The following is a 24,628-nucleotide window of genomic DNA, read 5'->3' on the forward strand; positions in this document are numbered from 1 at the left end:
GTCATACGTGAGAACGATCTTCCCAACCCCACCGCCAGCTTCCATCATGCGGTGAGCTTTGCCTGCATCCTGTAAAGAAGCCGTTGCATAGACCACGGGTCTGAGCACGCCATTTGCAAAGAGCGGGAGAGCAATCTCTTTGAAACGCTCAATCATGTCGCGCTTTTCTGCGATGGTGCGTGACTTCATCACCGTTCCCACAACGCGCAAGTGATTATGCAGGACGAGGTTCAAGGGGATAACCACGTCGGCATCATCACTGAGTATACCGACCTGCACGAGAGTCCCGCCTTTACGTAAGCTCCGTAGGCTGGGTGCCAGATAGCTGCCACCAACAAAGTCAATGACAGCATCGACGCCTTGACCATCCGTTGCCGTTTTGACGCCGGGCTCCCACAGTTCAGGCTGGCGATCCAGAACCACGTCAGCACCCAGCCCCTGAACGTCTGGGCTACGTAGGGTGCTTGTGGTTGCAATAACACGTGCTCCGAGTGCAGCCGCTAACTGAACGCAGGCAGAACCAATGCCACCAGCCGCCGCATGGATCAGAACCGTCTGGCCAGCCGTTATGTTCGCCAGATGGTGCAGCACCTCGACCGCTGTCACGAAGGATTCCATAATGGCGCCCCCCTCGACCCATGTCAGGGACGCCGGAATCTTGACCGCCATAGCCTGATCCACTCGCGCATCATCTGCGTAAGCGCCACCACCCACGATGGCCATGACGCGGTCACCCGTTTTGAACCCTGTGACATCACTGCCTACCGCCGTGACTTCTCCCGCAAGTTCGAGACCCAGCAGATGGCTGTCTCCAAAATGCTGACCTGCGTAAAAGCCGTTCCGTTGCAGAATATCCGCCCGGTTGACGCCAGCCGCATGAACACGAACGATCAGATCATTCGGCCTCAAAATCGGAAATGGGGCATCCTCGACACGCAATACATCTGCAGGGCCGAAATCGGCATAGTGAACGGCCCTCATTGTGCGCTCTCCTGACGAGACAGGGCGCGGCGTGCAATGCTTTCGGCAAAGAGCGGTGTTTCCCGACGATTATGGTCGCTGCCAGCTGCCTGACGAGCAGCAGCAGCGGTCTCGAATGCAATCCCGTTTGCATTGATAAACGCCATGAAGTCGTCGGTCGGCCGGGCTGTCACACGGTTTGTATAGCGGGTCCGGCCGTTTCCGGCGTCTTCCGCGATCAACTCCCACAGAACGTTGACCCGGGTGCGGCTGTTGGCAGTAAAGACGTCCGAAATTGAATTCATGCGGCAGTAGCTGGGTGTTGCTTCATCCGCGACGTAATGCTGCACAACCAGACCGCTTCCAACCATTTCAACATTGATCGACATCCGCCGCCCGTCGTCAGTGGTCGTGATGCCGGCAGCAATATGGTCCGGTTCACAGCAGCGTAGATACTCGGCTTCCGACAACGTGAACAGCCAATCCGCTATGTCGACCTGAGCGAACGGCACATCGATCTCATGCGAGTAGGCAGATTGTGACAGGATTTGATCCAGAATTTTCATGTTCGTTTTCCCTTTTATACGATGCGGCGTGGTGCCGCGTCTGTGTCTAAGGGATGCCTCGACGGACGTGTTATGATAACGCATGGATTCAAGAGAGCGCTTTTGCCGAATTAGCAAAGATGAGTCTGTTGGATGAGAGACCCCCGCTTCGCCGAACATCTTGGCGTCTTCATCGATGTGGTCCGCCAAGGGAGCTTTTCTGCTGCCGCGCGAAGGCGCGGACAGACCCCTTCAGCAATCGTCCGCCAGATCGATGCATTGGAATATTCCGTAGGTGTCCCGCTTCTGATCCGGTCTACCCGGGCGCTTGCTCTGACGGATGCGGGGGCGCGGATGCTTGAACGTGCCCAGCCACTGCTAGACCAACTGGCAGACGTTCATGCAGAAGTTGCTGCCTTCGACGGTGCCGTGACAGGAACGGTGCGGCTCGCATGCTTCCCTACATTCGGTAAGCGCTATGTTATTCCGGCACTGGAAGCTTTGCTCGTAGAGCACCCCGGTCTACACGTCGAACTGGATCTGACGGAGCGCCTGGCTGACCCTGTGCTAGAACGGCTGGACGCAGTTATCCGGATCGGACATCTGGCCGACAGTACCCTGATCGCAACTAAACTAGCCGACCAGACGCGACTTCTTGTTGCCAGCCAGCATTATCTTGATCGCTATGGGGAACCGGCCACTCCGGACCAACTGCATCAGCACAGGTTGATCGACAAGCTGCATGGCAATGATCTGCTGGGCTGGGCAGATATTCTGGGGCAGCGGCTTGTTGAAAGGAGCGATATCAAGCCGGTTTTCCGGTGTGACGATTTCGAAGCAATGAGGCTGGCTGCACGTTCAGGCATGGGCATTGCTCTGCTGCCAGATTGGGTAGTCGGGCCGGATGTCAACGCGAACGCCCTCACGCGTATTCGCCTGACCAATGAACCGTGGAACACTCACCTTGGCGGTATTTGGTTGCTTCGTGCATTGGCTCAGCCATCGGCGCGTTTGCGCGTTATCATAGCCGCTCTGCGTAAGACCATCGGGATACCGCCGACTTGGGAAAGCCTTTGAGTTCAGTTTGGTGAATAAGGGAGTTACCTGTCGGCTCTCACCCTCATCTCGCAGATCAACCCTCCACCTCGTCACGCCGAAAGTTGACATCGCTATCGCAGTCAGTGGCTGGTCACGCATCAAGCATAGCATATTCCATGCCCGGATTATCTGAAAGATCATAGAAAATATCTTTGAAAAATTCGATATTTATCCAGCTGCTAAAGCAACGGAATGCTGTGCTCTAGTTGCCGAATAGGGCGGGTAGATCGCGCTACGAACGGCCCGTCCGAATAATTTACAGCACAAAAGATGCGTGTCCCTACCGCTTCATATCTAGGATCAGTAGGTTTGCGCCAAGGTAGTGCGGCTTACTAGAAAGCTGCTATTCGAATTGCGAGTAAATCAAAGCACTATAAAAAAGCGAAGTATCTTGAGAACTCAATCTGGGTAATCCATTTTAGGTGCATATTGGCTCAAAGCGTAGCGTAAAGAGACACAGCATGCCTAAGCGTCGGAATTACGATGCCGCACCTGCCTGCACGATGGAGGCGGCGCTGAATCTGATCAACGGTCGTTGGAAGGGAGTTATACTCTTCCACCTGCTCCATGATGGGCCCACGCGTTTCAACGCGCTCCAGAGGCATTGTCCCGGCTGCACGCCCCGCCTTTTGACAAAGCAACTTCGCGAACTGGAAGAGGACGGTTTTATCACCCGTACCGTTTATCCTGTTGTACCGCCCAAGGTCGAATATGCCCTGACTGAGGAAGGGCGTTCTATAGGGCCGATCCTTCTCACGTTATGCGAATGGGGGCGCGGTTGGCTCAACCGGCGGGGCATGAAAACGTTGGCCGACAATTGGGAGCAGGGTAAGGCATAAACGGGGAATAGGTGCCACCAATGCGCTCCGAAAATGGAATTACTTTTTGGTTGGGCCGTGTACATGTCTTGTGTTCACAGCCTGACATATTTCCGGAATGAGGCAATATACGCGCAGCCACCTGCGTAGAGGGCAGGGCGAGGGATAACGACAAAAACCTCTTTTTGGCAGGATAGGACGTGGTTGCGTGTGGAACTTGGTGCACAGTTAACATGCCGGGCTGTAGTAACGATCAATACGCTCTGAACCTGATAAGAACAGTTCGGTTCAGTATAGTATGGGTAATTTTTTGTCGTATTGTGTGGCTTTCCTAGTGGTCTATTTGGATTGTTGATCCAACTTATTTTCTAGGATTGACCATGACCAAACTCTTCGACCCGATCGTCATTCGAGGTGTCGAGTTCCGCAATCGTATCGCGATGTCCCCGATGTGCATGCACTCGGGCACGCTGGATGGAAAGGTGACCACCTTTCACCATGTCCACTACGGTGCCCGCGCGCTTGGCGGTGCCGGCCTCGTGTTCCTCGAGACGACGGCCGTGATGCCCAACGGCCTGATAGGTCCCGGCGATATCGGCATCTGGAACGACGGTCAGATCGAGGGACTCAAGGCGCTGACCGATACGATCCATGCGATGGGTGCCAAGGCTGGGTGTCAGATTGGCCATGCAGGCCGTCAGTTTCCGATCGAGACCCTGCCTTCGATTGCCCCTTCGGCAATTCCATTCACAACGGAATCGCGTGTGCCGGAAGCGCTCACCGTTGAGGGTATCGATAAAGTGGTCGAAGCTTTCCGCACAGCCGCGATCCGCGCCAAGGCCGCCAACTTCGACGTGCTCGAGATCCATACCGCACATGGTTATCTGCTTAACGAGTTCCTCTCACCGATCGCGAACCACCGTACTGACGAATATGGTGGTAGCCACGAGAACCGCTACCGTATCGTCCGCCGAGTGATCGATGTCATCCGGGCCGAATGGAAAGGCCCACTCTTCCTACGCATCTCGTCTACCGATTATGTCGAGGGCGGCAACCGACCAGAGGATTTTTTGATTTTCGGCAAGTGGATGAAGGAGCAGGGCATCGATCTTATAGATTGCTCGTCGGGCGGCATGGCGATGATCAAGGTCGAATCCTACCCCAACTATCAGGTGCCGGCCGCGGAACTTATCCGCCGTGAGGTTGGCATCATGACCGGAGCAGTCGGCCTGATCGAAACGGGGCGGCAGGCCGATGAGATCATCCGCAACGGCCGTGCGGACATCGTGTTGGTCGGCCGTGAGATGCTCAAGGATCCGTTCTGGGCACGAACCGCCGCTGACGATCTGCAAACACCAATCCCGGTCCCGGCCCAATATACCCGCTACGGCTCGGCCTGGCAGCGCAGCCAGCCGGCGCTGCCAATGGCAGCATTAACCGATACGGTAGTTGGATAACGCGAGATGGGCGGGGGAAATTCCGCCCCATAATTTGATCGTACCAATCGCCTGCGGGATCAGGGGATAGTTTGTTTGGTATCCGCATAGTCGGTGGACAGGCATCGATCCTTCCAGCGCGAAATATCCGCGCTGGTACGGGCGGAAGCTTCTGCCCACATTGCATGGGCATCGCTGCCGAGCACTAGGCGTAGCGGCGCTCCGTTATCTTTGACGGCCTCGACCATGATCGACGCTGCAATCTCGGGATTGCCAAGCTGCCTGCCAGCATTGCTGGAAAGTTGTTTTTCGATCGGGCCGACGATCGGTGCATAGTCAGGGATCCGAATAGCGGGACGTATGATAGTGTCCCCCTCGAACTCGGTGCGAAATCCGCCCGGCTCGACGAGCGTTACGCGGATCCCAAGATCCCTGACCTCTCCGGCAAGCGCTTCGGTCCAGGCTTCGAGTGCGAACTTGGTCGCGCAATAGACGCCGAGATCGGGCACAGCGACGAGGCCGACAATGCTGGAGACGTTGAGAATGTGTCCTGAGCGGGCGGCACGCATATGAGGCAGGACGAGACGGGTCAGTTCGATCGCGCCGAAGAAATTAACTTCGAATGCATCACGTACTTGCGCAATATCTAGCTCTTCCGCTGCGCCATTAATGCCGCGTCCAGCGACATTGGCCAGCACGTCGATCCGTCCAAAGCGATCGAGGGCGGCCTGAAGCGCTTGCGCTCGAGAGACGCTGTCGGTCACATCGAGCGTGATCGCGAGGCCATTGTCGCCGGTATCGGTAACAAGGTCTTGGAGCCGTTCGGTCCTCCGGGCGCATGCGACGACAATATCGCCCGACGCCAACGCTGCCTTTGCGAGTTCGCGGCCCAGACCTGACGACGCGCCGGTGATGAACCAGACTTTCTGTGTGGACATTCTTCTTAAGCCTTTGCCATATCAATGACGAAGCGGAATTTCACGTCCTTGCCCACGACGCGATCAAAAGCAGTAGCGATCTGGTCTGGACGGATCAGTTCGACATCGGCAGTGATGCCGCGTGCGGCACAGAAATCGACAACCTCCTGTGTCTCCGCGATGCCGCCGATCATCGATCCCGAGAGATTGCGCCGGGCGGTATTGTTCATCATCGCATTGTAACCGTCGATCGCCTCCAGTGTGCCGACATTGACCAGAGTCGCATCTGTTTTGAGCAGGTTCATGAACGGTTGAATTGGAAAAGCCTGCGGGACGGCGGCGATGATCAAATCAAAATCCGGGCCAAAGCTGTGCATCTTTGTCTGATCGCTCCACAGGATTGCCTCTCTGGCACCCATTAGCAGCGCTGCGGCCTGCTTGCCGGGCGACGTGGTGAATACGGTGACATCGGCTCCCTTCGCTACAGCAAGCTTGACCGCCATGTGTCCAAGGCCCCCTAGGCCGATGACGCCGACCTTCATCCCCCGCGAAGCCTTCCAGTGCTGGAGGGGCGAGAAGGTGGTGATACCGGCGCAGAGCAACGGTGCCATGCCGGCTAGGTTCACTCCCGGCGGGATGCGGATGACGAATTTCTCTGTGACGACGATCCCGGTCGAATAGCCACCTTGGGTGGTGCCGCCTGATATCTTGTCGGGCGACGCATAGGTTAGCGTCATGCCATTCAGGCAGGCATGCTCGCGGTCGGCGAGGCATTCGACGCAGTACCCGCAACTGTCGACCATACAGCCGACACCGCCGATGTCGCCGATGCGGAACTTGGTGACCTTCGGACCCACGGCCGTTACGCGGCCGATAATTTCGTGGCCCGGCACCATTGGATAGTGCGCAGGCATCCATTCCTCACGCACCATATGGATGTCGGAATGGCAGATGCCACAATAGAGGATCTCCATCCGCACATCGTTCGGACCGAGCGCGCGGCGCTGGATTTTCATTGGAGCAAAGTTGGATTTGTCGGTCGCTGCCCATGCGTGGGCGGCAGTCGGTCCAAGGTCGGCGGTCGTTTCCTTTGTTTTAGCGGAGGCCGCATTGGCTATCAGTCCAGTTGCCGCGAGGCCCGCGCTGCCGATGAGCAGGTTGCGACGATCAAAGGTCGCCGCGACATGATTGGGATCGTCGCATCCACTGCACATGATGGGTGCTCCTTTCAATATCCAATTTGAAGGTAGCAGACGTCGCCCGTTCCTCCGAACGGCGCGATGCCAGATCAGTATTCCTGCGACGTCGGGCGGAAGAGGATCTCGTTGATGTCGACCTCAGCCGGCTGTTCAATCGCAAAGGCGACGACGCGAGCGAAGCTATCGGCCGGAAGAGCATTTTTGTAGAATTCTTTGATACCTGCGGCGATCTCGGGAACGCTGACGCTGTCGGGCAGTTCTGTGGCGACCGCGCCCGGCGAGATGATCGTCGTGCGGATGTTGTAAGGTTTCACCTCCTGACGAAGGCCTTCCGAAATCACGCGTACGCCGTGTTTGGTCGCAGCGTAGACGGCAGTGCCGGGGGACACCTTATGGCCAGAGACCGACGACACGTTGATGATGTGACCGCTTTTCTGCTCCTTCATCACGGGCAGGGCGGCGGCGATGCCATAGAGCACACCCTTGAGATTGACGTCGATCATACGATCCCAATCGTTGATCTTCAGCATCTCCAGCGGTGAGGAGGGCATAAGGCCGGCATTATTGATGAGTACGTCAACCCGGCCGAAGGCTTCTACTGTCTTGTCGATCAGGTTCTGCACCTGCTCGGCGCTGGTAACATCAACCGAGACAGCAAGCGCATGACCACCGGCGGCAGTGAGCTCTGTGGCCAGCGCTTCAATGCGATCGGTGCGGCGTGCGCCGAGGACCACTGTGGCACCGGCAGCGGACAGGGTGCGAGTTGCGGCCTCGCCCAGACCGCTGCTCGCACCGGTAATGACCACGACCTTGTTCTTGATGTTGTTCATATCTGCTCCAGAGTGATGGTTAACTGGTCGCTGTTGGGCGCGCTCAGTCAGCTCTAATTGCAAGGAGAGTATAATAGTGTCATTATTTCTTCTGTTACATACAGATAAATGCCATTTTCGTGCTCATTCATGGCAATTTTCAAAGACTTGAGGAACGAATGAACGAGATATCCGCTTTCGTTGCGAAGAGGCTTGCCAAGGCGGCCAGCGGGATAGACCCAACCGGGATAGAGGGCGTTCGTGTCTTCTGGACCACTACCTCAACGCCACCGGAACCACTTGTCTACGACGCGGGAATCACGATCCTGTTGTGTGGGCGAAAGAATGGTTCAGTCGCTGAACGTACCTTCGTATATGATCAGGATAATTATCTCGTCGTAACGCTACCGATGCCTTTTTTCTGCTCGCACGAGGCCTGCGCAGATGCGCCACTGTGCGGGCTGTTCATATCGGCTTCCCGTGAGGATCTATCCAGCCTGATACGGGACATGGATGATCGGCAGCCGGTCGCGCCGCGAGCAGGGGCCAGTGCGTTGGCACCGGCCCGTATCACCAACGCGATGCGCATGTCGATCGAAAGGATGGTAGGTGTTATCGACGAGCCGCTCTCGGCTCGTGTGATTGGCCCGGCACTCCGTCGCGAACTGCTGTTCCATGCGCTCTGTGGCCCGTGCGGCCCTTCGCTCGTAACCTATGCCCATCAGACCGGCGACGATGGTCGCCTAGATGTACTGATCGAAGCAATCCGGGCTGACATCGCCCAACCGGTCAGCGTGAAAGCGTGGGCAGAGGCGGCGGTTATGAGCCTATCGACCTTCCACCGCGCCTTTCGCCGTCGCACCGGCCAGTCGCCGCTGCAATACGTTAAGCGCCTCCGCCTCCATGCTGCTCGCGATATGATTCTCTACGAACGTGCTAGGGTCGGCGACGCTGCGCGGCGCGTCGGCTATGAAAGCGTCTCCCAGTTCAGTCGCGAATATCATCGACATTTCAACGTCGCACCGGCAACGGCCCGACAAATTACAGAGGCCGTCTAACGTCTGTTTTTCCTGATTTCGATCAGATTTTTGTCCGGTTCTCGAATGTAAACTGAGCTTATAGGGCCATGAGCTTCTGTTCGCCCTATCGGATCTTCTTCAATATTAATACCAATGCTGTAGAGAGTAGCTATGACGTCTTCCAAAGGCGTTGCGGCAATCAGGAAGAAATCTGCCGAACCCGCCATAGGTTTGGCGACCTTCGGTGTAAACTCATGACCATGTCTCATGCAGGTTAAATTTTTGGTCGCAATACTTAGGCTCAGGATCCATTGATATGAGTGTCAGGATGTGATTCAGGCTCCCTGAGGAGGCTGAAGATGAGAGACCTGTATTGGCTGACAGACGAGCAGATGGGGCGTCTGCGGCCCTTTTTCCCGAAGAGCCATGGTAAGCCTCGGGTTGATGACCACCGTGTGTTGAGTGGTATCATTTTCGTGAACCGCAATGGCCTGCGTTGCGTGATGCGCTCTGGGAATACGGTCCACACAAGACGCAACGGTATCGAGATCATGTTCGGGAGGCTCAAGGACTGGAGGCGGGTCGCAACATGCTATGACAGATGCCTCACCGTCTTCTTCTCGCCATCTGCCTCGCAGCCGCCGCCATGTTCTGGCTATGAAGCCTGAGCCTAAGCGCGGCGAAACAGGTAGAGGGGGCGGTCGTGGTGACCGTCATGGCGACAAGCAAGGATCAGGGCGAACAGATTCTCCATCTCGATGCGTATTTGCGGACACAGGGCGAACGCGGAATACGAGGAATATTTCTTCCCGATCGCAGCCTTTACGGCCTGAAGGAAATTTTTTCCGAATCATTCTAAAAATGTATAAATATTAAAAATCATTGATGGAAATAAGATGTTTTTCGTTAAAGTTGTTGCAATCTTTAAAAGCTTTGTTTCTTTATTAATGGTAAGATAACGTTTATATATTTGAATGTGGTTGCTAAAAAATATGCATCCTCACGCTTGTGCGTAACATGAAAATATTTCTTGGTTGAGGTTTTTTGATTATGTCCGATTTTAAAAGTATTTTATCTTCGGATTATGCTCTTGAAAAGCAAATTGGCCATCTTTTACGTCGCGCCTACCAGAGGCATACGGCTATTTTCCAAAAAGAAATTCCTGATATTGATCTGACTTCAGTGCAATTTGCGGTCATGACAGCGATACGCAAATTGGGTACTGCGCCGATCGTGCAAATCAGTCATGAGACTGCCGTTGATCATGCAACTCTGCGTGACGTTGTCTCACGTCTCAAAAAGCGGGGGCTTGTGCAAATTGTTCAGGATAAGGCGGACCGGCGCCAACGTCTGGTGTCGATTACGCCAGAAGGAAAAGAACTGATTGAAGCAACAATTCCAGTGGCGAAAAAGGTTACTGAATTGACTCTTGCTCCATTGGATGAGTGCGAACGCATTGCGGCACTTCATATTTTGGGCAAGCTTGCAATTTCGGATTCGTAATTAAAAGCGTATCTAAACCGAAATAAAATTCTTGACGGATAAGTTTATCTCAATGAGTATGCATATATCGCGTATACGCTATATATGCCTTGAGGGGCAGAACCGTAGTCAAGGATTCAGAGACAATGGCAAATGGAATTCGCATAGGAATCGCAGGGGCCGGCCTGGGGGGTGTCGCGGCTGCGGGGCTATTGGAGCGGGCGGGTTTTGATGTTGTGCTGTATGATCAGGCGCCTGGCTTTTCAAGGCTGGGAGCGGGTATTCAGTTTGGCCCTAATGTACTGAAAATCTTGGCGCAGCTTGATGGTCTGGACAAGGAACTGGAAGCAATTTCTTGCCTGCCAGATTACTGGGTTAGTCGGAAGTGGGATGATGGCACCATTATGGCCAAAATTCCCCTGAATGCGGAACGTTCACGTTATGGCGCGCCGTACATTACAATCCATAGGGGAGATCTGCACCAGCGTATGCTGGAGCGCATTAGCCCGGAGCGGGTACGGTGGGGTCATAAGCTGATTGATTTCAGTGATAATGGTCGTGAAGTGGCACTGACGTTTGAAAATGGAACAGTAGAAATAGTTGATATCCTGATTGGCGCGGACGGTATTAATTCCTGTGTGCGTGAAAAACTATTTGGCATGGATGAGGCTGTTTATACGGGCTGGATTGCGCATCGGGCTATCATTTCCGGACAGGCTGCTAAAGCGCTTGGGCTGATGTCAATGCTAAGTGGTGGTCTGACGACAGGCATATCGTCTGTTATTATCTGGATCGTGAGGAAAGCGAATTCTACCTCGTAACAGGTGAGCCTGCGGAATGGACGAGCCGGGCCGGGCAGTTGCCCAGTAGCCGTGAGGCATTGCGTGAAGCCTTTAAGGGTTTTCATCCGCTGGTTCAGGGTTACATTGACGCCACAGATGTCGTGACAAAGTGGCCGCTAAAAACACGACAGCCCTTGCCTGTGTGGCATCAGGGGCGGACTGTACTGCTAGGCGATGCTTGCCACCCTATGAAGCCGCATATGGCCCAAGGTGCTGCAATGGCCGTGGAGGATGCTGCGGTTCTGGCGTTGAGCTCGCCAAGCTAGGGGTGTCTGACCTGAACCATACATTTGGCGCTTATTATACAGCACGTAAGGAACGGGCGACCAAGGTACAGGCTATTTCCAATGCGAATACATGGCTGAAACAGCCGGAAGATCCGTACTGGTGCTACGGCGACAATGTGTATGACCTTTCTTTTGGCTGACAGTTGATCCTTTAAAATAAAGGAATGTGTCATGGTGGCGAGCGTTTTTCTTAATGTGAATGGACGTCGCCACGAGGTGGTAGCCTCTCCTGCGACGCCGTTACTGAATATTCTGCGCAACGATCTTGGGCTGAATGGTCCCAAATTTGGGTGTGGTTTGGGTGCTTGTGGCGCCTGTACTGTCCTGCTGGATGGACAGGCGGCCAGAAGTTGTAGCGTGCGGCTGGATACCGCCGCACGGTGCGCAAATATTGTGACGCTCGAAGGGCTTTCTGCTGATGGTAAGGACCCAGTGCAACTAGCCTTTGTTAAGGCACAGGCTGCACAGTGTGGATACTGCCTTAACGGTATGGTGATGACCTTGCGGGCATTTCTTGATGCAGTTCCTAACCCTGATGAGCACGGACTGCGGGAAGCGCTCAAATATAATTTCTGTCGTTGCGGTACACATATGGAAATTCTGTGTGCAGCAAAGATCGCAGCGGGCCTGAAACCGGAGACTGGTTTAACATGAAAGGCATGTTACAGATTTTCCAGCAGGCAGTTCCCGCAAAGGGATTGTCGTCACGTAATAATTTTGTCCCGCGCGAAGAAACACTGCTGGAAATTGCAGCAGATGGGCAAGTGCGTGGCTTTTGCGGTCATGTTGATCTTGGCACGGGTATCGCCACATCGCTTGCCCAGATTATGGCCGAGGAACTGGATGCAGAGCCAGCTCAGGTGCAAATGGTTCTGGGGCACACGGACCAAACGCCAGATCAGGGTGCCACCATTGCTAGCGAAAGCATACAGGTCACGGCCCGCCCTTTGCGGCGGGCTGCAGCTCAGGCGCGGCTGATTTTGCTGCAACGTGCAGCCGAACTGACAAAGCTGCGTGTAGATGCGTTGGATATTCGTAATGGCCGGATCAGCACTGCAGATGGGAGTGTCGATCTCGGATTCAGTGATCTGGTGTCAGGTTTATCTGTACGGTGTGAGTTAGATGCTAAAACGCCGGTCAAACCTGTTTCGCGCTACCGTTTGGTAGGCCAGGATCTTCCGCGTGTTGATATTCCTGACAAGGTCACGGGACGTGCAGTGTATGTGCATGATGTGCGTGTGCCTGACATGGTTCATGGTCGGGTTATTCGGCCGCCCTATGGTGGGTATGATCATGGTCCTTTTGTTGGTCGTACGCTTCTATCCGTAGATAGACAGTCCGTGGCGGGTATGCCGGGGCTGTTGGATATAGTCGTGCTCGGTGATTTTGTCGGAGTTGTTGCGGAACGTGAAGAGCAGGCGGCAGCTATAGCAGCTGCCTTGCACCTTACATGGGCACCAGTTGCCCTGCCGAATTTGTCTGATCCTTTGGAAGCATTGAAGGCAAACCCTTATACAGAGCGTGTGGTGCTCGATAGGGGGGATGCTCAGGCTGCTTTGCCGGAGCTTTCGCAGCGTCTGGATCGTGAGTATTTCTGGCCTTACCAGATGCATGGCTCCATAGGCCCGTCTTGTTCCGTTGCACACTGGCAGGAGGGGAAGCTCAAGGTCTGGTCCGGCACCCAGAACCCTCACATGCTGCAAGCTGATCTGGCACTGCTGATGGGGCTGGAACCGACTTGTGTTTCCGTCATTAGGCATGAGGCTGCGGGGTGCTACGGGCGTAACTGCGCGGATGATGTCGGGGGCGATGCTGCCTTACTGTCCCGTGCCATAGGGCGGCCTGTGCGGGTGCAGTTGTCGCGTGAGCAGGAGCATGTCTGGGAGCCTAAAGGAGCGGCGCAGCTTGTGAGCATTAGGGGTGGGCTGGATGAAGCGGGTCAGCCTCTCGCCTATGACCTGCATACGAGTTACCCGTCGAACGTGTCGCCCCTGCTGGCGCTGGTGCTGACAGGAGCTGTGCCAGCCGCAGTGCCGCAGGTGGCGCAGATGGGTGACCGTACTTCAGTTCCACCATATGCCTATCAGAATGCACGCATAACCGTGCGTGATATGCCACCGATGGCGCGGGCATCATGGTTCAGAGGCGTGTCCGCCCTGCCTAACAGTTTTGCCCATGACAGTTACATAGACGAGCTGGCGGCTGCGGCAGGGGTAGACCCGCTGGAGTATCGCCTGCGTTACCTTCCTGACGAGCGCGCTGCGACTTTGTTAAAGGTTACGGCAGCAAAAGCCGACTGGCAGCCCCGCGTCACTCTGCCACAACCCGATGCACGGGCCAGGGTGCTGGCCGGGCGGGGGCTGGCCTATGCGCAATATGTGCATGGCACATTTCCCGGTGTCCCTGCTGCTTGGGCTGCCTGGGTTGCAGATGTAGAAGTTGATAGACTGACAGGCGTAGTAACGGTAACGCGCGCTGTTGTTGGGCAGGATGCGGGGCTTATGATTAACCCCGCAGGTGTCAGGCACCAGTTGCATGGGAATGTTGTCCAGTCTACCAGCCGAGCGCTGAAGGAACAGGTGACGTTCGACACCGAAGGTGTGGAAAGCCGTGAGTGGGGTGGTTACCCCATCATTACGTTTCCCGAGGTGCCACGGATAGATTCCGTCCTTGTAAACCAGCCAGAACAGCCACCCCTGGGAGCTGGAGAGTCGACATCTGTTCCCAGTGCTGCGGCTATTGCCAATGCGCTCTACGCTGCAACTGGGGTGCGTTTTCGAGATGCTCCCTTTACCCCTGAAAAGGTCAAGGCGCGGCTGGATGAGGCGCTTGGCCCTTTACAGCCACCAGTCCCGACTGTTTTGGCGGCTTTGGCTACGATCGGGCTGCCTGCATCACCGGCTGCCAAGCAACGCAACTGGAAAACCATTTTGCGGGCGAGCGGGTTAGCCGGACTGTTCGCCGTGGTCGGCGGTGGGCTTGGCAGTCTTTTGCCCTGGCGGGTCGCAATTGCGCCTGTGCCTCCACCTGTGCCCGGCATGTTCTCCCAAAGCGTCATTGACAGAGGCGCGCAGGTTGCTGCGGCAGGAGATTGTGCCGTGTGCCACACCGTGCCGGGAGGTATTGAAAATGCGGGTGGGTTTGGCCTTAAAACACCATTTGGTACGATCTATACAACCAACCTGACGCCAGATCCCGAAACTGGTCTGGGCCGCTGGTCCTATACCGCATTCGCACGTGCCATGCGCGAAGGGGTCAGCCGGGATGGGCATCATCTTTACCCTGCCTTTCCATATACAAGTTTTGCAAAAATTAATGATACGGACATGCAGGCACTTTATGCCTACCTGATGTCTCAGCCGCCAGTCCGGCAGGAAGTGCCGAGTAGCCGCCTGACATTCCCGTATAATATCCGTGCGTTCATGGCCGGGTGGAACACGCTGTTTCATAGTTCGGCGCCCTTCACACCCGATCCGACCCGTTCCGCATTATGGAACCGTGGCGCCTATTTGGCTGAAGGTGCGGGGCATTGTTCCGGTTGCCATACGCCTCGCAACGCTCTGGGGGCAGAGCGGTGGCGGTCTGCTTATCTGGCGGGTGGAGAGGCGGAAGGGTGGAATGCCCCAGCCTCTCAAACCTGTCAGTATCACCGTTACCCTGGAGTGAGCAGGATCTCTATGCGTATTTACGCACAGGGTTCAGTCCTAATCATGGTCCGGCAGGCGGCCCTATGGCGCCTGTGGTGCATGCTATGCAAGCTTTGCCGGACGAGGATGTGCAGGCAATAGCACATTATATCGCTTCGTTTGATACCCGTCAGTCGACCGAACCCGTGCAGGCCCGCAGACAGGCCGTTCTGGCGGCTGCTGCCACGCAGCAGGCGTTGGACGCAGGGGAGGGAGCGCGGATCTACAACACAGCTTGCGCCGCCTGTCATGAAGGAGAGGGAGCGCATTTGTATGGTGCGCGCCCACAACTGGCGTTGAACAGCAATGTATGGGCCAAAACACCGGATAATGTTGTCAACGTCTTGTTGAATGGTGCTCCTGAGCCCGCCCACGGCAGTGCCAACACCATGCCTGCCTATCGGGATCTGCTGTCTGACCGGCAGATTGTCGAGGTTGTCTCCTACTTACGCCGCACGATGGCGCCGGGAGAAAAGCCTTGGCCGAACCTGCCTGAACGGGTCGCTGCATTGCGTGCTCTGGCGCACCCTTAATGTTTTTCAGAATACGGGTTTTCGTTCCGATGAAAATACCATTTGTCATGAAGGAAATATGCCATGCCTGTCAGTGATTTTGAGCTTTTAGGCGCTTGGCGCCAGGTGCTCGACCTGTGTGGACTCCAGAGGGGGCAAAGTGTTGCGGTGCTGACATCTTCCAGTACCAACGAGCAGACACTGCGCTGCGCCATTCTGGCGGTGCAGGAACGCGGAGCCATTGCCAACAGGCTTGACCTCCAACCAAGTAATGGCAGCGTTTCTCTGTCACGTGATCCGCTTGCATTCGTGGGTACAACACCGCTGACGGAAAACCGGGCCGCAGTCGAAATGCTCAAGGCAAGCGATCTGGTTCTAGATCTGATGACGCTGCTTTTCTCGGCTGAGCAGCATGAAATTCTCAAGGCAGGCGGTCGTATTCTTCTGGCTGTTGAGCCGCCGGATATTCTGGTGCGTATGACGCTACATTGCAGGATAGGGAAAAGGTACTGGCTGCCTCTGCTGTACTGCGTGCAGCCCGAACCATGACGGTGAGTTCAGAGGCCGGTACAGATGCAACGTTCGCACTGGGAGATTACCCCATTCTGGAGGAATACGGCTTTGTGGATAAGCCCGGTCGCTGGGATCATTGGCCGAGTGGATTTTTAGCTACATGGGCGAATGAAGGTACAGCGGAGGGGCGTATTGTGCTGGCTCCGGGTGACATTCTTCTACCCCAGAAAAGTTATGTTACGGCAGCTATCACCTGCCATCTGGAAAAAGGCTACGTAAAAGCGATTGAAGGTGGCTTCGAAGCAGATCACCTGCGCGATTATATGGAAAGTTTCAATGACCCTGAGGTATTTGCCGTCTCGCACATAGGGTGGGGCCTGCAGCAACGGGCGCATTGGTCTGTCATGGGGTTTTATGACCGTGAGGCCAGTATCGGTATGGACCGCGTGCCTGTGCAGGTAATTTCCTATGGTCAACCGGGCCGAATAACGAAGCCGGAGGCAAGCGTGAGACGGCCTGCCATATAGATATTCCCATGCGGAACTGTACCGTCATGCTGGATGGAAAAGCAGTTGTGCAGAATGGCAAACTTCTAGGAGACAAGGCATGACAGCTATGGATGGGCGTGATGAGCAGCGCTACCAAAAACAGGGATTTGGCAACCAGATTGGCATTGTGGGCTGTATTGGCCTGTTAATTGTTGATTTTGTCAATGGCTTTGCAGATCCAGATGCTTTTGGTGGTGGCAATATTCCACAAGCCATTGCGCGGACGCGCACATTGCTGGCCGAGGCCAGAAAACGCGGGTGGAAAGTGGCCCACTCACGGATCGTTTTTGCGGATGATGGTTCTGATGCGAATATTTTCTCGTTGAAGGTTCCAACCATGCTGGGGCTGACAGAAAATAATCCGGCCTCAGCTATTGTGCCCGAACTTGCTCCGGAAAAAGGCGAATATGTCGTACGTAAAACCGTGCCATCCGCGTTTGCAGGTACACCTCTTGCTGCGTGGTTTGTGACACATGGTGTGCAGACTGTGGTGGTGGCTGGGTGCGTGACATCAGGGTGTGTGCGCGCCAGCGTGTTGGACGCTCTGCAGGCAGGCTTTCGTCCGGTTGTTGTATCGGACTGTGTGGGAGACAGAGCTATTGCCCCACATGAGGCTAACCTTTTCGACATGGCGCAGAAATGTGCCGATGTCATTGATCTTGAAACGCTTCTGGCCACGGTGCCGGATCAGGCAGGAGTATAATGAGTATGAGTGAAACCCTGTTGCTTTATGGTGCGCATGTTCACGCCAATGGTATTCGCCAGCATTACCTGCGATATGGTGGAAAAGGGAGCCCTCTGGTTCTGGTGCCCGGCATCACCAGCCCCGCAATAACCTGGGGGTTTGTTGGGGAGCGTCTGGCCGCTACGCATGATGTTTATATTTTGGATGTGCGCGGGCGTGGGTTGTCTTCAACCGGTGCGGATCTTGATTACGATCTCGATAGTTATGCCGATGATGTAACCGCCTTCATTGAAGCGCTGGGCCTAAAAAACGTAACGGTTATGGGGCATTCTATGGGCGCGAGGATTGGTATTCGTGCTGCCAGACGAAATCCGTCGACTATTGCACGCCTGCTCCTGATTGATCCTCCTGTGAGTGGGCCGGGTCGCGCGCCTATCCTGCAAAACTCGACTGGTATACAGAGTCTATCCGCCTTGCACGACTGGGTATGAGTGCGGAAGACATGAGCCGTTTCTGCCCGACATGGACTCTGGAACAACGCCAGCTCCGTGCACAATGGCTGCATACGTGCGACGAGTTAGCCACCCGGATCACGTTTGAAAAATTCCATACTGAGGATATCCATCAGGATATTCCCCATTTGAAAATGCCTACCCGTCTGGTTGTTGCCACGCGTGGCGGTGTGATCCAGCCTGAGGACGAATCTGAGATTGCCGGGCTCAACCCGGCAATTTCGATCGTTAAGGTGCAGGATGCTGGTCATATGATTCCCTGGGATAATCTTGAAGGTTTTATGGAAGCCGTTTCCTAGGATCGTATTGTCTCAGACTAACAAAAACAGCAGTCACTCAAAGTGACTGCTGTTTTGGGCATGAAGGTAAAAATTTATGAAAACACAATACCGCATTGGCCAGATCGTGCCGAGTTCCAACATTACCATGGAAACGGAAATTCCGGCTTTATTGCGTTTGAGAGAAAACATCCGACCTGAACGGTTTACCTTCCATTCAGCTCGGATGCGGATGAAAACGGTCAACAAGGATGAACTGGCGGCTATGGACGGTCAGTCAGACCGTTGCGCACTTGAACTCAGCGATGCCGCTGTGGATGTGCTTGGTTATGCCTGCCTTGTAGCGACCATGTCTATGGGGCTGGGCTATCATAGGGTTTCCGAACGGCGGCTGCATGGCCGCACGGTGGAGAACGGGCAACCTGCACCTGTCGTAACAAGTGCTGGTGCGCTTGTTGATGCCTTGAAAGTGCTTGATGCAAAAAAGATTGTCGTTATTGCACCCTATATGCGGCCCCTGACTGAGCTTGTAGTCAATTATATAGCCAATGAAGGGCATACTGTTATTGATTATGTGGCGCTGGAGATACCCGATAATCTGGATGTTGCCCGACATGACTGTTCCCGCCTTCCAGATATTGCGCGCTCTCTGAAGTATAGCGATGCGGATGCAGTGATTGTTTCGGCTTGTGTTCAGATGCCTTCTTTGCCTGTTGTCCCCATGGTAGAGGCGATTACAGGCAAACCAACTCTCAGCGCCGCAGTGGCGACAACCTATGCCATGTTGAAACAATTGGGACTTGAAAGGGTTGCGCCTGGTGGTGGCGCCTTGTTGTCAGGAGCTTACTGATACTCTTTTTAACGGACAGGGTAGGGGGTGAAACTACCGGCTTACTCTGCTCCAGAGTGGATAAAACGTTATGGTTTCGGAATATTCTTCTTGCCATTTATCGCGTATGCGCTATTTTGGATTCTAACACGTCAAATGTTTCAATGTCTGGATTCGGATTGTAATCAGAAGGCATAGAACAAGTAACCACTCAGAATAATATGCGCGTGTGGTTGCTTTCCTCTGATTTTCTCTATCAAGGAAGGTAAAAAGCATATGTCTTCAGGCAAGACTGATGTTGTTATCATAGGGAGCGGTGCAGCCGGCTGCGTAGTCGCGTCTTATGTGGCAGAACACACAGATGCGACAGTCACTCTGCTTGAAGCAGGTGGAACGGATCAGGACCCTTTGATCAAGATTCCTGGTGGGTTCGCAAAAATCCTTCAGTATGACAAGCATATGTGGCAGTACAATACAGTGCCGATGTATGGTACTGCCCGTCCTTATCGCTCGGGTAAAGTGCTGGGGGGCAGCACATCGGTCAATGCCGTATGCTATGTCCGGGGGCAGCCGCGTGACTATGATTCCTGGCAGGTGGCGGCAGGGGGTGAAGGCCGCTGGTCTTATGCCGACATGTTGCCTCATTTTGTTGCTCAGGAATGTAACGATACGTTCCATGACGCCTATCATGGTATTGATGGGACGCTTCAAGTTCAGCTTACAAAAAATATTAACGAGTTGAATCAGATTTGTGTCAAAGCGTTCCAGGAATACGGCCTACCCTATAATGTGGATTATAATGGTGCCAGCCAGATAGGTGTTTCACCGGTTCAGACAAACATCAGCAAGGCCAAACGGTGTAGCGCCGTGGATGCCTATCTCCGCAAGCATATGAAATCAGGCCGCGTCAATGTTGTGACCGGAGCGACTGTAACCCGTGTGCTGATCGAGAACGGCAAGGCCTATGGTGTCGAATATCTGGTAAAAGGCAAGTACCACAGACTGTTGGCTGATGACGTCATCTTGTCTGCCGGTGCGGTTCATAGCCCGAAAATTCTTATGCATTCCGGTGTGGGCCCGGCGGAGCAGCTTCAGAAATTTGGAATAGACGTCAAGGTTGATGCACCAGAAGTTGGTGAAAATCTGCAGGATCATCCATTTTCTGTGTCCGCTCCTATGTGAGAGGTAATATCGGGTATCAGAATATTTCTTCTGGTCTGGGCACGGCCAAGGCAGCGTTGCAATATCTGTTGACCAAGGATGGGCCGGCTGCGGGTAACTGTATCGAAACAGTTTCGCACTGGAATCCCGATGATCTGACAGCAGATCCGACAATCCAGTGCTACCATGTGCCGGTAATTTCCGAGGATGGGCTTATTCCAACCGGGAAACGCTCGGGCGTCACGCTTGAACTGGTCATTCTGCAGCCCGATAGTCGTGGTTGGGTGCGGTTGGCCGATGCAGACCCCACATCAATGCCACAGATCAATCCGAACTTCATTGGTGATGAACGTGACCTGAAGAAGGCTGTTGGAGCGGTTAAGGCCATTCGTGCGGTTATGCAACAGCAGTCACTTACCGCTGTGCTCGAAGAGGAGCTTGAGCCCGGTGTGGAAACTCAGAGTGACGAGGCGATTGGTCAGTGGGTGAGAAAGGTTGCCAATACTATGTGGCATCCTGTGGGCACATGCCGCATGGGGGCTGACAGCAGGTCTGTTGTTGATGCACGCCTGCGTGTGCGTGGCGTCAGTAACCTGAGAGTTATTGACGCATCGATTATGCCTAATATTGTCAGCGCCAATACCAATGCACCAACACAGGCTTTGGCCCGGAACGGGGCTGCAATGTTCGTAGAAGATCGCCGACAGTAAAGTCAGCGTCTATTCCAATTAAAACGATGGCTCAAGGGCATTCCAAAGTGGAATGTCCGACAGTGCAGCTATGTGCAAACGGAGGCCAATTATGTATACAGAACAGGTCTCAACAGATAACATTGTTTCGGCGTTTATCTATTTTGTCAGCGCTGTCAGTGTCCTGTTTGTGGTTATTGGTTTGGGATTGATTGATTCTGGACTGGCCAGAAAAAAGAATGTTCTGCACACATGGGTGCAGAAATTTGTGGCCTGCCTACTCGGTGGCGCTGGCATGGGAGTGTGTGGCTACGCAATCTGGCAATGGCAGTTTTATACTGCTTTTGGGGTTGATGGCGCCTTGAAACAGGCTCTTAGCGACTGGTGGTTAGGTAGTCATGCGGTAACAACAGCTTCTGTTATGCTGGACCCCAAGGCAGTGCCAGAAGCAGATGTGCAGCAGGTCTTTGTCGTATTTTTCATTACTTTTGCAATGGCCACGATAGGCTTATTCATAGCGGAACGATCGAGCGCATAAAAAGTGCTCCACTTTATACAATGGCTTTTATCGCTGGACTGATTTTCTGCCCCTTGGCGGGATATCTAACATGGGGGCCGCTTTCGCCCCTGACCAATCTCGGCTTGCACGATTTTGAAGGTGTTCTGCCGCTTTATGTATTTGCGGGCACATGGTCGCTTATTGTTGCATGGCGGCTTGGGCCAAGGGCGGGAGTGTTCAGCCTGATCCGCTTGGTCTTAAGCCTGGAGCCAGTAATTATGCATCGGTAGCACTGGGGGCCTTTTTCATCATGGTCGCTGTGCCGCTTGTTGCGATCGGCTCAACATGGATTGCACCGGGCAAAGGCGTGTCAGGTATTTCAATGACGCAATCTGGTATTGGTATCATTCTGGTCAATGTCTTCTGTGCTTTACTTGGCGGCGGCATTGCGGGAGCGATTGTAGCGTGCCTGACAAAAGAGCCGGTATGGGTGTTTTTCGGGCCTGTGGCAGGGGCAGTAATGTGTGGTACCCTGTTTGATATTGGTACATCTCTGCAGTGTGTTTTGTTTGGCATGGGGGGACCGATTGTAGCCATGCTGACATCTCGTCTGATCAGCCTGCTGAAAATCGATGAACCCAAGGTTGTTCCGCTTGGTCTTGGCCCGGGCGCGGTTGGCGCTATTCTGGTTGGCTTTGTGCATTGGGGAAAAGCTACAGCCGGTTTTCCTGACCTGACAGGAGAGTTTGCGCCGGGGCATGCGCACATTACCCCACTTCTGCAACTGGAGGGTGTGCTGGCTGTCATGGCGTTGGCTACGGTACCTGCTCTGCTGATTTGTCTGGTGTTCGAGAAAACGTCAGGGTTGCGGATTTCCAGGCAGTGTGAGGTCGATGGCATGGACGTAACATACTGGTCAAAAAATGCTGAGGAAATCACCGCCAAATGAGCACAATAAAAAATGCAGGGAGTGTTCTTGATATGGAATATGCATCCAGCCCACAGTATTCAGATAGCCTGAAAGCATTCCTGCAGCGTAGGCATGGGCTTTATATTGGGGGGCAATGGTGCGAAGCCGAAGGTACGGAACGGATTGCCGTTATCGACCCGGCAACGGGCAAAGCGATTAGCAGTATTGCCGCTGGTAACGGGCAGGATATTGATCGTGCGGTGAATGCCGCACGATCAACATTCAAGCAAGGAGCATGGGCGGACATGACGCCGCTTGAACGCTCTAAATTACTGTTTCGTTTTGCCGCAGTGTTGGAAGAGCATGCCGATGAACTGGCTGAGATGGAAGCCGTGGATGCAGGCAAGTCCGTAGTTTATGCCCGGCATGCGGATCTGGCCCTCTCTTGCAACATTTATCATTACATGGCCGGGTGGGCTACCAAGCTGAATGGCGAGGCTATCAAGCTGGCTGGTAGTGCAGGTGGACATGCTTATTCCTTACGCGAACCTGTGGGAGTGGCGGGGCTGATTGTGCCGTGGAATTTTCCTATGGTGCTGCTGGCTTACAAACTGGCGCCAGCCTTGGCTGCCGGCTGTACTGTTGTGATCAAGCCTGCTGAAAACACATCACTGACGACATTGCGACTGGCCGAGCTTGCTGAATTGGCAGGTATGCCGGCCGGTGTTATTAATGTCGTAACCGGCTTTGGAGCAGAAGCAGGGGGGGCTCTCGTCCGTCATCCAGATGTAGACAAAGTTGCCTTTACCGGTTCTACGGATGTTGGGCGGCAGATCGCAATCATGGCGGCGCAAAGCAACCTCAAACGGGTAACACTTGAGTTGGGAGGAAAGTCTCCAGTTCTGGTTATGCCGGATGCGGACGTTGAGAAAACGGTCGCAGGTGTGATGAGAGGGATTTTCTTCAATCAAGGTCAGGTTTGCACAGCCGGTTCACGGTTATATCTACCGCGTTCTTTGCATGATACAGTTGTGGCAGAACTATCCGCAGCGATAGATAATCTGGTTTGCGGCCACGGCCTTGATACAGCGGTTACAATGGGGCCGTTGATTTCTCAGGAGCAAAAAGAGCGTGTTCTGGGCTACATCAACGCAGCAGAATCGGCTGGAGCAACGATTGTGCAGGGGAAAATTCCTGCAGAAACAGGCGGTTTTTTTGTGCCGGCCACTCTCATTGTCAACGCAACATCCAGCATGTCATGCGTTACGGAAGAAATTTTTGGTCCGGTACTCAGCATCATCCTTTATGAAGATGAAGAAATCGAAAAGCTTGTTTCTGACGCCAACGATACTGTTTTCGGGTTGGCTGCCAGTATCTGGACGCAGAATTTTGAACGGGCTCATAAGCTTGCCGCACGCGTAGAGGCTGGTACGGTATGGATCAATACCCATAATTATTTTGATCCGACACTGCCGTTCGGCGGGATGAAACAATCGGGTTGGGGGCGTGAGGGAGGTTTTGAAGCAATCCGCATGTTTACAGAGATAAAGGCAGTATGCTCGGGATACTAAACATTTGCCTAGGATCAAGTTTCATAGCCGGAGCATGATGGTTGCGGCGAGGCAGATGGCCGAGAAGAAGATGGTGGGGCATCTGTCATAGCGTGTTGCAACCTGCTTCCAGTTTGTGAGCCTCCCGAACATGTGAGGTTCTAAAAACCCACTGGTTTTTTTTGTGTTCTCTGTAATTCCATTTTTTCTGCGTCGGTTGGGGGGGGGGCGAGCCGCCTTCTTTCTTTGATGTTGAAGGGCGCTTGGCTCGTCTGAGCTGGTTTGGCGATCAACTTGAGGCTGTGGATTTCTAAGTGTTCCGCCTTTATCTGGACAAGACTCTGTCCTATTCAGACGGGTGTAAGAGTGGGGGCCGCAGTTTGATCCGGTAATGATGTTCAAGATTTAGGTGAACCAGACATTGAACAATCTGTCTAACGAACGGAAAGAATACTTGATCAATGATCGTCTCTCCTTCATGCGTTTCCTCGGTATGGGACTGTCTGCCTGCGTGCCGGATGCCAAGACCGTCTGGTTGTTCCGTGAGCGTCTGTCACAGTTGGGAGCATTGATGTTTTGTTCAACCGTTTTGATGCAACCTTGCGGAATGTCGGTTATTTACAGATGTTAGGCCAGATACTGGACGCAACATTCGTGTCAGCTCCAAAGTAGCGCAACTCCAATGCTGAGAAGGCGTATATGCGAGCAGGTCAGATTCCACAGGACTGGCAGGATAAGCCGTCAAGGCAGGCTCACAAGGACCGTCATGCGCGATGAACAGTGAAGTTCACGAAAGCGAAGCGGCAAGAGTGTGCCCTAACAGATTGAATGGGGGAAATAACAC

At 54.0% G+C, this 24,628-nt stretch carries 23 protein-coding genes and 6 pseudogenes; 22 read left to right on the forward strand and 7 right to left on the reverse strand.

Translation table 11 applies throughout. From position 1 onward, the window contains the following. Together JCM25143_RS03175 and JCM25143_RS03180 are read right to left on the reverse strand one after the other, a co-directional pair. On the reverse strand, window positions 1-981 hold a 981-nt coding region (locus tag JCM25143_RS03175; RefSeq protein WP_025859996.1), incomplete at its 3' end, for an NAD(P)H-quinone oxidoreductase. Beyond that, window positions 978-1,526: a hypothetical protein gene (locus JCM25143_RS03180; protein WP_025859997.1), complete on the reverse strand. Its 549-nt coding sequence runs from the start codon at window positions 1,524-1,526 to the stop codon at window positions 978-980. The genes JCM25143_RS03175 and JCM25143_RS03180, both read right to left, overlap by 4 nt. Before the next feature lie 132 nt (window positions 1,527-1,658). Between JCM25143_RS03180 and JCM25143_RS03185 the strand changes: the two genes are divergently transcribed. From JCM25143_RS03185 to namA, 3 genes are all read left to right on the forward strand, one after another. Then, window positions 1,659-2,582 (forward strand): LysR family transcriptional regulator, encoded by a 924-nt coding sequence (locus tag JCM25143_RS03185; protein ID WP_025859998.1) that lies wholly within the window; start codon window positions 1,659-1,661, stop codon window positions 2,580-2,582. Window positions 2,583-3,064: 482 nt separating this feature from the next. Beyond that, window positions 3,065-3,442, forward strand: coding sequence for a winged helix-turn-helix transcriptional regulator (locus tag JCM25143_RS03190; RefSeq protein ID WP_025859999.1), 378 nt, complete (start codon window positions 3,065-3,067; stop codon window positions 3,440-3,442). Window positions 3,443-3,801: 359 nt separating this feature from the next. Beyond that, entirely contained in the window at window positions 3,802-4,878 is a 1,077-nt protein-coding gene (gene namA, locus JCM25143_RS03195; RefSeq protein ID WP_025860000.1) for an NADPH dehydrogenase NamA, read from the forward strand. 59 nt (window positions 4,879-4,937) lie between these two features. Here the strand turns inward: namA and JCM25143_RS03200 are convergent, their stop codons facing one another. From JCM25143_RS03200 to JCM25143_RS03210, 3 genes are all read right to left on the reverse strand, one after another. Continuing rightward, window positions 4,938-5,795, reverse strand: a complete 858-nt coding sequence (locus JCM25143_RS03200; protein ID WP_025860001.1) for an oxidoreductase — start codon at window positions 5,793-5,795, stop codon at window positions 4,938-4,940. Between the two features lie 5 nt (window positions 5,796-5,800). Continuing rightward, window positions 5,801-6,790: an NAD(P)-dependent alcohol dehydrogenase gene (locus JCM25143_RS03205; RefSeq protein WP_199897823.1), complete on the reverse strand. Its 990-nt coding sequence runs from the start codon at window positions 6,788-6,790 to the stop codon at window positions 5,801-5,803. Between the two features lie 272 nt (window positions 6,791-7,062). After that, window positions 7,063-7,803, reverse strand: coding sequence for an SDR family oxidoreductase (locus JCM25143_RS03210; protein ID WP_025860003.1), 741 nt, complete (start codon window positions 7,801-7,803; stop codon window positions 7,063-7,065). 158 nt (window positions 7,804-7,961) lie between these two features. Between JCM25143_RS03210 and JCM25143_RS03215 the strand changes: the two genes are divergently transcribed. Continuing rightward, the gene (locus tag JCM25143_RS03215) at window positions 7,962-8,840 is read left to right on the forward strand and encodes an AraC family transcriptional regulator (protein WP_025860004.1); all 879 of its coding nucleotides are present in this window, start codon (window positions 7,962-7,964) and stop codon (window positions 8,838-8,840) included. Here JCM25143_RS03215 and JCM25143_RS03220 read toward each other — a convergent pair. Next, the gene (locus JCM25143_RS03220) at window positions 8,837-9,028 is read right to left on the reverse strand and encodes a VOC family protein (RefSeq protein WP_051542820.1); all 192 of its coding nucleotides are present in this window, start codon (window positions 9,026-9,028) and stop codon (window positions 8,837-8,839) included. The two genes, JCM25143_RS03215 and JCM25143_RS03220, sit on opposite strands and share 4 nt — an antisense overlap. A gap of 132 nt (window positions 9,029-9,160) precedes the next feature. On the opposite strand from JCM25143_RS03220, the pseudogene JCM25143_RS16415 reads away from it, so the two are divergent. The 17 genes and pseudogenes from JCM25143_RS16415 to JCM25143_RS03280 all read left to right on the forward strand — a co-directional run. After that, window positions 9,161-9,336: pseudogene (locus JCM25143_RS16415) on the forward strand (IS5/IS1182 family transposase); the annotation flags it as partial. A gap of 168 nt (window positions 9,337-9,504) precedes the next feature. Continuing rightward, window positions 9,505-9,660, forward strand: a complete 156-nt coding sequence (locus JCM25143_RS22235; RefSeq protein WP_159101586.1) for a hypothetical protein — start codon at window positions 9,505-9,507, stop codon at window positions 9,658-9,660. A 191-nt stretch (window positions 9,661-9,851) separates the two neighbouring features. Further along, window positions 9,852-10,304, forward strand: a complete 453-nt coding sequence (locus JCM25143_RS03230; RefSeq protein ID WP_025860006.1) for a MarR family winged helix-turn-helix transcriptional regulator — start codon at window positions 9,852-9,854, stop codon at window positions 10,302-10,304. 125 nt (window positions 10,305-10,429) lie between these two features. Beyond that, window positions 10,430-11,552: pseudogene (locus JCM25143_RS25090) on the forward strand (FAD-dependent monooxygenase). A 31-nt stretch (window positions 11,553-11,583) separates the two neighbouring features. Further along, window positions 11,584-12,066, forward strand: coding sequence for a (2Fe-2S)-binding protein (locus JCM25143_RS03240; RefSeq protein WP_025860007.1), 483 nt, complete (start codon window positions 11,584-11,586; stop codon window positions 12,064-12,066). Next, on the forward strand, window positions 12,063-15,200 hold the full coding sequence (locus JCM25143_RS16425) for a molybdopterin cofactor-binding domain-containing protein (RefSeq protein ID WP_234394915.1): 3,138 nt from the start codon (window positions 12,063-12,065) through the stop codon (window positions 15,198-15,200). Before JCM25143_RS03240 ends, JCM25143_RS16425 begins: the two co-directional genes overlap by 4 nt. Beyond that, window positions 15,188-15,631 carry a c-type cytochrome gene (locus JCM25143_RS23295; protein WP_234394916.1) on the forward strand — a complete coding sequence of 148 codons (444 nt, stop codon included), beginning with the start codon at window positions 15,188-15,190 and terminating at the stop codon, window positions 15,629-15,631. The genes JCM25143_RS16425 and JCM25143_RS23295 overlap by 13 nt, the downstream gene beginning before the upstream one ends. Before the next feature lie 63 nt (window positions 15,632-15,694). Continuing rightward, window positions 15,695-16,733: pseudogene (locus JCM25143_RS25095) on the forward strand (2,5-dihydroxypyridine 5,6-dioxygenase). Beyond that, window positions 16,730-17,374, forward strand: coding sequence for an isochorismatase family protein (locus tag JCM25143_RS03255; RefSeq protein WP_025860008.1), 645 nt, complete (start codon window positions 16,730-16,732; stop codon window positions 17,372-17,374). The pseudogene JCM25143_RS25095 and the gene JCM25143_RS03255 overlap by 4 nt, the downstream one beginning before the upstream one ends. 5 nt (window positions 17,375-17,379) lie before the next feature. After that, window positions 17,380-18,167 (forward strand): annotated as a pseudogene (locus JCM25143_RS16435) (alpha/beta fold hydrolase). A gap of 76 nt (window positions 18,168-18,243) precedes the next feature. After that, on the forward strand, window positions 18,244-18,996 hold the full coding sequence (locus tag JCM25143_RS03265; protein ID WP_025860009.1) for a maleate cis-trans isomerase family protein: 753 nt from the start codon (window positions 18,244-18,246) through the stop codon (window positions 18,994-18,996). A gap of 255 nt (window positions 18,997-19,251) precedes the next feature. Continuing rightward, window positions 19,252-20,157 (forward strand): GMC family oxidoreductase, encoded by a 906-nt coding sequence (locus JCM25143_RS22650; protein WP_199897817.1) that lies wholly within the window; start codon window positions 19,252-19,254, stop codon window positions 20,155-20,157. After that, window positions 20,154-20,846: a GMC family oxidoreductase gene (locus JCM25143_RS22655; protein WP_199897818.1), complete on the forward strand. Its 693-nt coding sequence runs from the start codon at window positions 20,154-20,156 to the stop codon at window positions 20,844-20,846. The genes JCM25143_RS22650 and JCM25143_RS22655 overlap by 4 nt, the downstream gene beginning before the upstream one ends. A 91-nt stretch (window positions 20,847-20,937) precedes the next feature. Then, window positions 20,938-21,363, forward strand: coding sequence for a hypothetical protein (locus tag JCM25143_RS24625; RefSeq protein ID WP_267879907.1), 426 nt, complete (start codon window positions 20,938-20,940; stop codon window positions 21,361-21,363). 20 nt (window positions 21,364-21,383) lie between these two features. Then, the gene (locus JCM25143_RS24630) at window positions 21,384-21,614 is read left to right on the forward strand and encodes a hypothetical protein (RefSeq protein ID WP_267879908.1); all 231 of its coding nucleotides are present in this window, start codon (window positions 21,384-21,386) and stop codon (window positions 21,612-21,614) included. Beyond that, on the forward strand, window positions 21,533-22,273 hold the full coding sequence (locus JCM25143_RS24635; RefSeq protein ID WP_267879909.1) for a hypothetical protein: 741 nt from the start codon (window positions 21,533-21,535) through the stop codon (window positions 22,271-22,273). The genes JCM25143_RS24630 and JCM25143_RS24635 overlap by 82 nt, the downstream gene beginning before the upstream one ends. Then, window positions 22,270-23,805 (forward strand): aldehyde dehydrogenase family protein, encoded by a 1,536-nt coding sequence (locus JCM25143_RS03280; RefSeq protein ID WP_234394917.1) that lies wholly within the window; start codon window positions 22,270-22,272, stop codon window positions 23,803-23,805. The genes JCM25143_RS24635 and JCM25143_RS03280 overlap by 4 nt, the downstream gene beginning before the upstream one ends. 21 nt (window positions 23,806-23,826) lie before the next feature. On the opposite strand, the pseudogene JCM25143_RS23300 reads toward JCM25143_RS03280, so the two are convergent. Beyond that, window positions 23,827-23,937: pseudogene (locus JCM25143_RS23300) on the reverse strand (IS5/IS1182 family transposase); the annotation flags it as partial. A 161-nt stretch (window positions 23,938-24,098) separates the two neighbouring features. On the opposite strand from JCM25143_RS23300, the pseudogene JCM25143_RS21270 reads away from it, so the two are divergent. Further along, window positions 24,099-24,558: pseudogene (locus JCM25143_RS21270) on the forward strand (transposase); the annotation flags it as partial. Between the last annotated feature and the right edge of the window lie 70 nt (window positions 24,559-24,628).

Source organism: Acetobacter papayae JCM 25143 (assembly GCF_000613285.1).
GTDB lineage: Bacteria > Pseudomonadota > Alphaproteobacteria > Acetobacterales > Acetobacteraceae > Acetobacter > Acetobacter papayae.

Bases quoted from the DNA above. Each gene is read 5' to 3' on its own strand.
- JCM25143_RS03265 (WP_025860009.1), top strand. From the start codon at position 18,244: ATGAAAACACAATACCGCATTGGCCAGATCGTGCCGAGTTCCAACATT.
- JCM25143_RS16425 (WP_234394915.1), top strand. From the start codon at position 12,063: ATGAAAGGCATGTTACAGATTTTCCAGCAGGCAGTTCCCGCAAAGGGA.
- JCM25143_RS03215 (WP_025860004.1), top strand. From the start codon at position 7,962: ATGAACGAGATATCCGCTTTCGTTGCGAAGAGGCTTGCCAAGGCGGCC.
- JCM25143_RS03205 (WP_199897823.1), bottom strand. From the start codon at position 6,790: ATGAAAATCCAGCGCCGCGCGCTCGGTCCGAACGATGTGCGGATGGAG.
- JCM25143_RS03230 (WP_025860006.1), top strand. From the start codon at position 9,852: ATGTCCGATTTTAAAAGTATTTTATCTTCGGATTATGCTCTTGAAAAG.
- JCM25143_RS03180 (WP_025859997.1), bottom strand. From the start codon at position 1,526: ATGAAAATTCTGGATCAAATCCTGTCACAATCTGCCTACTCGCATGAG.
- JCM25143_RS03255 (WP_025860008.1), top strand. From the start codon at position 16,730: ATGACAGCTATGGATGGGCGTGATGAGCAGCGCTACCAAAAACAGGGA.
- JCM25143_RS03240 (WP_025860007.1), top strand. From the start codon at position 11,584: ATGGTGGCGAGCGTTTTTCTTAATGTGAATGGACGTCGCCACGAGGTG.
- JCM25143_RS24635 (WP_267879909.1), top strand. From the start codon at position 21,533: ATGGCGGCTTGGGCCAAGGGCGGGAGTGTTCAGCCTGATCCGCTTGGT.
- JCM25143_RS03210 (WP_025860003.1), bottom strand. From the start codon at position 7,803: ATGAACAACATCAAGAACAAGGTCGTGGTCATTACCGGTGCGAGCAGC.
- JCM25143_RS22650 (WP_199897817.1), top strand. From the start codon at position 19,252: ATGTCTTCAGGCAAGACTGATGTTGTTATCATAGGGAGCGGTGCAGCC.
- namA (WP_025860000.1), top strand. From the start codon at position 3,802: ATGACCAAACTCTTCGACCCGATCGTCATTCGAGGTGTCGAGTTCCGC.
- JCM25143_RS03200 (WP_025860001.1), bottom strand. From the start codon at position 5,795: ATGTCCACACAGAAAGTCTGGTTCATCACCGGCGCGTCGTCAGGTCTG.
- JCM25143_RS03280 (WP_234394917.1), top strand. From the start codon at position 22,270: ATGAGCACAATAAAAAATGCAGGGAGTGTTCTTGATATGGAATATGCA.
- JCM25143_RS03220 (WP_051542820.1), bottom strand. From the start codon at position 9,028: ATGGCGGGTTCGGCAGATTTCTTCCTGATTGCCGCAACGCCTTTGGAA.
- JCM25143_RS24625 (WP_267879907.1), top strand. From the start codon at position 20,938: ATGTATACAGAACAGGTCTCAACAGATAACATTGTTTCGGCGTTTATC.
- JCM25143_RS24630 (WP_267879908.1), top strand. From the start codon at position 21,384: ATGGCTTTTATCGCTGGACTGATTTTCTGCCCCTTGGCGGGATATCTA.
- JCM25143_RS03190 (WP_025859999.1), top strand. From the start codon at position 3,065: ATGCCTAAGCGTCGGAATTACGATGCCGCACCTGCCTGCACGATGGAG.
- JCM25143_RS03185 (WP_025859998.1), top strand. From the start codon at position 1,659: ATGAGAGACCCCCGCTTCGCCGAACATCTTGGCGTCTTCATCGATGTG.